Raw genomic sequence first — 6,698 nt, 5'->3', positions numbered from 1 at the left:
TATCTCGCTAGGGCTGCGCATATTACGCTTTCCTATTTTTTTGTCAACACTTAATTTTCAGTTTCTTTTAAAAGATTTGAAAGCTAAGTTTTACTCGACTCACTTACCGTTTGTTCAGCGCTTTTCATTGCTGCCTGCCGGGTCAGTGGATGCGCATTATAGGGATATTCTGGAGAGGGTCAATGCTTTATTTCAGTTTTATTAAATTAATTTCAATTTAGTACAGTAACCATACAAACAAAGGGCTGTAGAGCTGTTTTTGATTAAAATTCATTCACATAAGGCATGATCGCAAGAGGGGGAGGAAGTAAAAGCGATTTATAGATAACTGCTAATCGCTTTTACATAACACTTTATTAATTACTGAGTTGCTATTTCCCATACGGCAATTGAGCCTGAGATTTCATTACCTACTATAAGCAGTGCTTCGTTTGTTGCACTTTGCGCTGCAGGAACAAATGTCATTCCTTCAGGAGCAAGGTCGCCACTTATATCTGCACTTGGTTCTAAACCACGATTATAGAAGTAGTCTTGAAATTTCACATCGTAAGGGTTGGTTATATCAAACACCATTATTGTGCCCATACGCTCTAAGCCAACAAAAGCAAACAACCTATCGCCAACCTTACCTAATGTTAGCGCTTCGGGTTCTGCCCCTTTATCATCTGAGCGTGTATCGCCTTTGTTTTCATCTTCGTTGTTATTAAACGCGTTACCATGAATAGAAGCGGTCACCCGTGCAATTTGATCGCCTGAGTCAAACACCACCAGCCCATTGCTATCCCAAATGGTAAATGACCGTGCGCCATAAGCATAAAGCGATTCGTATTGGCCGTCGTTATTTTTATCACCTTTTACTGTTGTAACTTTTAAACGACCAATGTCGTTATCATCGTTATTTAAGTAATCGAAATTAGCTGCGAGAGCTAGATCTTCTACGCGGCTTTCATCTATATATGCCAAACACCCATCTTTAGCGTCATAATCAAGGCCGCCCTGAGCGATGCAATCAGCTTCATCGCTGGCATCAAAAAAGTATTCGCGTGCATCACCCTCGCTGGCAGATACAATAAAGTTGGCTCCTTTCCAACTAAAACTTGCAATTGTATCTGGCTGATACATGCCATATAAACCAGGGTATGATTTAAAGTTAACACCGCCGTCTTTGTCTGAAGCGTCAAATTGTAAGTTTGACCAATCTTTAAAACCGAGTCCTTTTAGCTCAAGGGAATTATCTTCAAGGTTGATGATAGCTAGGCCGTTATTTTCTTGAATAGAGACATAAGCGTATTTATTATCCTTGGAAATGCTCACATATTCTGGCTCTAAATCCATAGCAACGGTGGTATTTATTAAATTACCATTAATAGTACGTCCAGTAGGATTGGCAAACACTAAACCCTGCGCTTCTAATTCAGATTGCTGATTATTGTAATCTTGAAAGTTTATGCTCAAAGCATTATCGGCAATAGTGCCGTTAGTGATATCGATAATGCTAATAGTGCCTTCGGGATCGATACTGTAGTCGCCATTAGGTTCACCTTCATTAGCAACCACTACTTTTGCACCATCATGACTAAATGCCACCATGTCGGGTAGGGCACCTACTGTTACATTTTTAATAAATACTGGTGTATCTCCGCTAATATTGTAAAACGCTATTTGGCCAGCTTCGCCCACGCTTGTAGCAGCCATTGCTACCGCTAATAATTGGTTATTCGCATCGATAGCTATGCTGTTTGCATCGCCAGGCGTATTTTCATTTAGTGAGAGCGTAATGGCAGAGGCTAAGTTGGTCGCGGTTACAATACCTTCGTTATCTTTTACTAATGCTGCAGTGTCGAACGTATCGGCAGGAATGATATTCACAACGGCTTCATCACCAGAGCTATTAATGGCATAAATCCATTTTTTAGAGGCTTGGTAGGCGACTATTTCAGCTGCCCCTTCCGGGCTTTGTGCATTGAGTACTGCGCGGCCAATAAGATTGATATTTAAAGCTGAATTTTCATTAGTGCCGTTTTCGCCATTATTACACGCTGTACCTTGTACACCCTGTACGCCATCTTGGCCGTCATCACCATCTAGTGAGCAACCAGTTAATAGTGATAGCAAAGAAAGGGCTATTATTGATTTGTTTAACATTATTGTTTTCCTTAGTGTTGTATTCGTTAAATATCAACACACAGGGATGACAACAGTATGGCATTTTTATTTATAGAATATTTAGGCAATAAAAAAGCGAGTTATGAAACTCGCTTTAAATATTTAATAAGTAATAGTCATTACTATTTTTTAACTGGGCGTTTCCAACCATCTAAATTGCGTTGCTTACCACGTGCCACGGCTAGCTGATCATCCGCGACGGTATTGGTGATCACAGAACCTGCACCTACAGTTGCTGAAGCACCAATATTTACAGGAGCAACCAGTGACGAGTTAGAGCCTATAAAGGTATTATCGCCAATAATGGTTTTCGCTTTATTCACACCATCGTAGTTACAGGTAATCGTGCCTGCGCCTATATTAACTTTCTCGCCAATTTCAGCATCACCTAAGTAACTTAAGTGATTTGCTTTAGAGCCTTTACCTAAACGGGTTTTTTTCATTTCGACAAAGTTGCCAATGTGGGAGTCTTCTTCCATTACTGCACCGGGGCGAAGGCGGGCGTATGGGCCAAGGGTACATTGAGCTGCAACTGATGCATCTTCAATCAATGTATTGGCTTTAATAACAACATTATCGCCGATGCTACAGTTTTTAAGTACGCAGTTAGGGCCAATTTGTACGTTATTACCTAAGGTTACTGTACCTTCAAAAATAACGTTGATATCTATGAGGACATCTTCACCTGTTTTAACGTCGCCACGCACATCAATGCGAGCAGGGTCAGCAAGGGTCGCCCCATTTAGCATGAGTTCTTCTGCTTGCCATGCTTGATAAGCACGCTCAAGGCCTGCAAGTTGTACACGGTTATTAGCACCTTCAACTTCCATCGGGTGATCTGGCTGTGCTGATGTGATTTCCACACCTTCACTATGCGCCATTGCAACTATATCTGTGAGGTAGTATTCGCCTTGAGCATTATTGTTAGATAAGTTACCTAACCATGTTTTTAAAAGCTTACCATTAACCGCCATAATGCCGGTGTTTACTTCGTTTATAAGTAGTTGCTCTGCGCTTGCATCTTTTTGTTCAACAATACCCACTAGCTTGCCATCAACACGTAGCATACGCCCATAGCCATTTGGGTTTGCAAGGTTAACAGTAAGAACTGCTAAGCCATTCATAGGTGTTGCTGCTAATAAACGTTCAAGTGTCGATTGCTTAGTTAAAGGTACGTCACCGTATAAAACCAGTACGGTATCGTCGTCGTTAATATGAGGGTTTGCTTGTGCCACTGCGTGGCCTGTACCTAGCTGCTCAGCTTGCAGCACCCAATTTACGTTATTATCGGCTAATTGTTGTTGTAATAGTTCGCCGCCATGACCATAAACTAAGTTAGTAGATGTCGCACCTAGCGCGTTGGCATTATCGATAACGTGTTGCACCATAGGTTTACCTGCCACTTTATGCAGTACCTTAGGAAGAGCAGAGCGCATACGAGTACCTTTACCCGCTGCAAGAATAACCGTTGTTAAAGACATTAAAACAATTTCCTTTTTCCGTTGTTTTAGCTTAATAGAATAAGTGTGCTGCATAGTAGATTACGTAAGTCACATCATGTGCAAATACTCAGTAGGCTAAGCAATGACTACTGAATCTTAACTTAAGCAAAATAACACCTAATAGAATAGGGTTATTGTAGCGGGGATCTTGCGTAGATATAAGTAATAATGAAGAGATATTAGCCATAACGATTAATTTATTTACAAATAGCGACAGGATTTATCATCAGGCACAAAAAAGCCCACATAAAGTGGGCTTTTAAAAACCAGATAGGCTTACTTTTTACGTAATTGCTGAATAACGCGTAGCTGAGCAATTGCTTCAGCTAGTTGCATTGCGGCTTGATTGTAATCAAGCTCAGCAGATGCACCTTTTGCCATTTGGGCTTCAGCGTCACGTTTAGCTTGCTCTGCAGCTTTCTCGTCCAGGTCTTCACCACGAACAGCTGTATCAGCAAGTACGGTTACTATGTTCGGTTGAACTTCTAGTGTACCGCCAGCAATATAGATGAGTTCTTCTTCACCAAATTGCTTAACTAAACGTACCATACCAGGTTTAAGGGCAGTTAGTAGTGGGGCGTGACCGGCATTAACACCTAACTCACCTTCACTACCAGATACTTGAATAGATTCTACTAAACCAGAAAATAATTTCTCTTCAGCACTTACTACATCAAGATGTACAGTCATAGCTGCCATACTACCCTCCTAATTACATGCTTTTGGCTTTTTCTTGAGCTTCTTCAATAGAGCCAACCATGTAGAACGCTTGCTCTGGCATATCATCAAACTCACCGTTTAAGATACCTTTGAAGCCTGCAATTGTGTCTTTAAGTGAAACGTATTTACCTGGCGCACCTGTAAATACCTCTGCCACGAAGAATGGCTGAGATAGGAAACGCTGGATTTTACGTGCACGAGATACAAGTTGCTTATCTTCGTCAGAAAGCTCGTCCATACCTAGAATCGCGATGATGTCTTTAAGTTCTTTGTAACGCTGAAGAACTGTTTGAACGCCGCGCGCTATACCGTAATGCTCTTCACCGATTACTTGCGGATCAAGCTGACGTGAAGATGAATCAAGAGGGTCTACCGCTGGGTAGATACCTAGTGATGCGATATCACGTGAAAGTACCACTGTTGCATCTAAGTGAGCAAACGTTGTTGCTGGAGATGGATCCGTTAAATCATCCGCAGGTACGTATACCGCTTGGATTGAAGTAATTGAACCAGTCTTAGTAGATGCGATACGCTCTTGAAGTACACCCATTTCTTCAGCAAGTGTAGGCTGGTAACCTACCGCTGATGGCATACGACCAAGAAGTGCTGATACTTCTGTACCCGCAAGTGTATAACGGTAGATGTTATCTACGAAGAAAAGTACGTCGCGACCTTCGTCACGGAACTTCTCAGCCATAGTAAGACCTGTTAACGCTACGCGTAAACGGTTACCCGGTGGCTCGTTCATCTGACCGTATACAAGCGATACTTTATCAAGTACGTTTGAATCGTTCATTTCATGGTAGAAATCGTTACCCTCACGAGTACGCTCACCAACACCTGCGAATACTGAGTAGCCGCTGTGCTCGATTGCGATGTTACGGATAAGTTCCATCATGTTTACGGTTTTACCAACACCGGCACCACCGAATAAACCAACTTTACCACCTTTAGCGAATGGACACACAAGGTCGATTACCTTGATACCCGTTTCTAAAAGTTCAACTGAGCTTGATTGCTCTTCGTAAGTAGGTGCTGCACGGTGGATAGACATACGCTCGTCTTCACCGATTGGACCTGCTTCATCAATTGGCTCACCAAGTACGTTCATGATACGACCTAGGGTCTTAGTACCAACTGGAACTTGAATTGCTTCGCCTGTGTTTTCTACTGAAGCACCACGACGTAAACCGTCTGTAGTACCTAGTGCGATAGTACGTACCACACCGCCACCTAGCTGCTGTTGAACTTCTAAAGTCAAACCAGCTAAATCGCCATCTGTTACTTTTAGCGCGTCATATACGGCTGGCACGCTGTCTTGTGGAAATTCGATATCCACAACGGCGCCGATAATTTGGACGACCTTACCTAAACTCATGTCTATTCCTCTCGTTAATCTTTGCCTGAAGCATTAAACTGCTGCTGAACCAGAACAAATCTCACTAATTTCTTGTGTGATTGCTGCTTGGCGAGCTTTGTTATATACAAGCTGTAACTCATCCATAAGGTCACCGGCATTATCAGTTGCAGCTTTCATTGCAACCATGCGGGCAGCCTGTTCAGAGGCAGCGTTTTCAACTACACCTTGGTATACTTGAGACTCAATGAAACGTACTAACAAAGACTCTAAAATAGCCTCTGGATTTGGTTCATATAAGTAATCCCACGCATGTGTAGATACTTCTTCTTCAGCTTTTGGCAAAGGGAGTAACTGATCTACTATTGGCTCTTGCTTCATGGTATTAACAAAGTTGTTATATACCAGGAATAAACGGTCAATTTTACCTTCAGAAAATGCATCTAGCATTATTTTTACCGGACCAATTACGTCCTGTACTGAAGGCTTATCTCCAAGACCTGCTTTTTTAGCAAGCACTTGACCACCAAAACGTTGAAAGAAGCCAGCTGCTTTACTACCTAAAGTAGCAAAATCAGCATCTACGCCTTTCTCTTTCCACGCTTTAATGTCTAATGCAACTTTCTTAAACTCATTTGAGTTTAAGCCGCCACATAGACCACGGTCAGTAGAGATAACAATATAACCAACTCGTTTTACTTCACGTTCTTCTAAGAACGGGTGAGTAAAATCAAGATTTGCTTGAGCAACACGACCAATCACTTTACGTAATTTTTCAGCGTATGGACGGCTTGAAGCCACTCGTTCTTGCGCCTTTTTCATTTTAGACGCAGCAACCATTTCCATTGCGCTAGTGATCTTTTGAGTATTTTTAATACTGCCGATCTTGCTTTTAATCTCTTTTCCGCTGGCCATGACTCTCTCTCCGAATCAAGGTGTGCTTTAGGATATAA

6 protein-coding genes are annotated in these 6,698 nt (G+C 42.0%); 1 reads left to right on the top strand and 5 read right to left on the bottom strand.

The annotated features are described in order from the left end of the window. A partial coding sequence (locus CWC14_RS19420; protein WP_212746552.1) for a hypothetical protein occupies window positions 1–205 on the top strand: 205 nt, incomplete at its 5' end. A 155-nt stretch (window positions 206–360) separates the two neighbouring features. Here CWC14_RS19420 and CWC14_RS10670 read toward each other — a convergent pair. The 5 genes from CWC14_RS10670 to atpG all read right to left on the bottom strand — a co-directional run bounded on the left by CWC14_RS10670 (window position 361) and on the right by atpG (window position 6,660). Further along, entirely contained in the window at window positions 361–2,145 is a 1,785-nt protein-coding gene (locus tag CWC14_RS10670) for a choice-of-anchor I family protein (RefSeq protein WP_138562830.1), read from the bottom strand. A gap of 143 nt (window positions 2,146–2,288) precedes the next feature. Further along, on the bottom strand, window positions 2,289–3,647 hold the full coding sequence (gene glmU, locus CWC14_RS10665; protein WP_138562828.1) for a bifunctional UDP-N-acetylglucosamine diphosphorylase/glucosamine-1-phosphate N-acetyltransferase GlmU: 1,359 nt from the start codon (window positions 3,645–3,647) through the stop codon (window positions 2,289–2,291). 297 nt (window positions 3,648–3,944) lie between these two features. Beyond that, window positions 3,945–4,367, bottom strand: coding sequence for a F0F1 ATP synthase subunit epsilon (locus CWC14_RS10660; RefSeq protein ID WP_008112140.1), 423 nt, complete (start codon window positions 4,365–4,367; stop codon window positions 3,945–3,947). Between the two features lie 13 nt (window positions 4,368–4,380). Then, window positions 4,381–5,766: a F0F1 ATP synthase subunit beta gene (atpD, locus tag CWC14_RS10655; protein ID WP_008112138.1), complete on the bottom strand. Its 1,386-nt coding sequence runs from the start codon at window positions 5,764–5,766 to the stop codon at window positions 4,381–4,383. 33 nt (window positions 5,767–5,799) lie between these two features. Beyond that, window positions 5,800–6,660 (bottom strand): F0F1 ATP synthase subunit gamma, encoded by an 861-nt coding sequence (gene atpG / locus CWC14_RS10650; protein ID WP_008112136.1) that lies wholly within the window; start codon window positions 6,658–6,660, stop codon window positions 5,800–5,802. Between the last annotated feature and the right edge of the window lie 38 nt (window positions 6,661–6,698).

Origin of the sequence: Pseudoalteromonas sp. S3260 (genome assembly GCF_005886925.1) — a bacterium.
GTDB lineage: Bacteria > Pseudomonadota > Gammaproteobacteria > Enterobacterales > Alteromonadaceae > Pseudoalteromonas > Pseudoalteromonas tetraodonis.
The sequence above is the reverse complement of the archived record's forward strand: the minus strand, read 5'-3'. Positions and strand labels throughout refer to the sequence as shown.

Excerpts from the sequence above, each read along its gene's own strand:
- glmU (WP_138562828.1), bottom strand. The coding sequence starts at position 3,647 with ATGTCTTTAACAACGGTTATTCTTGCAGCGGGTAAAGGTACTCGTATG.
- CWC14_RS10670 (WP_138562830.1), bottom strand. The coding sequence starts at position 2,145 with ATGTTAAACAAATCAATAATAGCCCTTTCTTTGCTATCACTATTAACT.
- CWC14_RS10660 (WP_008112140.1), bottom strand. The coding sequence starts at position 4,367 with ATGGCAGCTATGACTGTACATCTTGATGTAGTAAGTGCTGAAGAGAAA.
- atpD (WP_008112138.1), bottom strand. The coding sequence starts at position 5,766 with ATGAGTTTAGGTAAGGTCGTCCAAATTATCGGCGCCGTTGTGGATATC.
- atpG (WP_008112136.1), bottom strand. The coding sequence starts at position 6,660 with ATGGCCAGCGGAAAAGAGATTAAAAGCAAGATCGGCAGTATTAAAAAT.